Source organism: Staphylococcus sp. 231237_7MaSpsaltlick (genome assembly GCF_043107035.1).
Genome location: NZ_JBICNX010000117.1, coordinates 1 through 1480 on the forward strand (window position 1 = coordinate 1; position 1480 = coordinate 1480).

Consider the following 1480-nt stretch of genomic DNA (forward strand, 5'->3'; position numbering starts at 1 on the left):
TGCAGATGCCTTACACAGAACAGTTTCTATGTCATCTGGAACTTTAGACTCCTTACCACATGGCGGATATGCTGTTACTACTATTAGATCAATTGCGGGCGAATCTCATAAAGATGCCTATCCTGCCTTTGGAGCCATGACTGTTATAATTCCGCTTCTTGCAGTTATTATAGCAGTAACCTTATTTATGATAGGATTTTAAACATTATTAATAAAAAGAAGGGTGCTTATGGAAAATATAACAATTATCGGTAGCGGGACCATGGGACATTCAATCGCGTTATCCACAGCATGGGCTGGTTATAAAACTCAAGTGTATAGTTTGAATAATAGTGATTTGGATTTAGCTAAAAAAGAAATAGAAAATAAATTAGATGACTTGTATAGTAACGAATTAATTACTGAAAAACAATTAAGAGAAATTAAAAAAAATATAATATTTTCTACAAATTTAGAAAAAACCGTAGAATATGCAACATTTGTAATTGAAGCTATTCCTGAAGATTTAGAAATAAAGAAAGAGTTATATACACGTTTGAATGGTTTATTAGATGAAGATATCATATTGGCAAGTAATACCTCTGGATTTACATTAAATCAATTATCACAGTTTTATAATTTTCCAGAAAATTTTATAATAACGCATTTTTGGAATCCCGCACATTTAATACCGCTAGTAGAAATTGTAAAAAATGATGTAACGCGTCAAAGTGTCGTCAACCGTACTACAAACTTAATTGAAACCATCGGTAAAAAACCTATATTAATTCAAAAAGAAATACCAGGTTTTATTGGGAATAGATTACAATACGCACTTTTTAGAGAAGCCCAGTCCTTATTAGATAAAGGCGTTGCATCAAAAGAAGATATTGACGCAGCAGTTACTTATAGTGTTGGAAGAAGATATCCAATAATAGGACCATTAATGACAGCAGATTTAGGTGGATTAGATACTTTTAGTTCGATTTCCAATTATTTATTTGAAGATTTGAACACCGATAAATTTTCTGGAGAAACATTAGCACGACATGTTCAAAGTGGCGAATTGGGTTATAAAACAGGCAAAGGTTTCTACAATTGGGATGGCCCTCTCCCTCAAGAAATAATAAATAAAAGAGATGAAATATTAATGTATTTTTTGAAAAGAGATTTAGAAGAGAAATAAGGTGATTATTTTGTCAAAAAGTTTTATCGATTTAAAAAATAAAAATGTAGTTATTACTGGTGGTAATAAAGGAATCGGCCAAAAGGTTGCAATAGATTTTGCTGAATTAGGAGCAAATGTAATTATAATAGGTAGAGATAATAATGCATTAAATCAAACATTAGATATACTGAATCGTTACGATGGAAATCATAATGCTTTTTCACTTGATATAACAAAACTTAATAAGGTTTCTGAGACTGTTGAGCAAATAATTGCAATTTATAAAAGCATAGATATATTGGTGAACAATGCTGGTATAAATATTAGTAAACC

The 1480-nt window shown here is 30.6% G+C and carries 2 protein-coding genes and 1 pseudogene; all 3 read left to right on the plus strand.

All coding sequences use genetic code 11. The features are described 5' to 3' along the window. Positions 1–202: pseudogene (locus tag ACF91D_RS30230) on the plus strand (GntP family permease); the annotation flags it as partial. Positions 203–229: 27 nt separating this feature from the next. After that, positions 230–1165, plus strand: coding sequence for a 3-hydroxyacyl-CoA dehydrogenase family protein (locus ACF91D_RS30235; RefSeq protein ID WP_208181856.1), 936 nt, complete (start codon positions 230–232; stop codon positions 1163–1165). Between the two features lie 10 nt (positions 1166–1175). After that, the coding region (locus tag ACF91D_RS30240; RefSeq protein WP_392438430.1) for an SDR family NAD(P)-dependent oxidoreductase at positions 1176–1480 on the plus strand (305 nt) is incomplete at its 3' end.

What these genes read in the sequence shown, in the direction of transcription:
- ACF91D_RS30235 (WP_208181856.1), top strand. Translation starts at nt 230, where the DNA reads ATGGAAAATATAACAATTATCGGTAGCGGGACCATGGGACATTCAATC.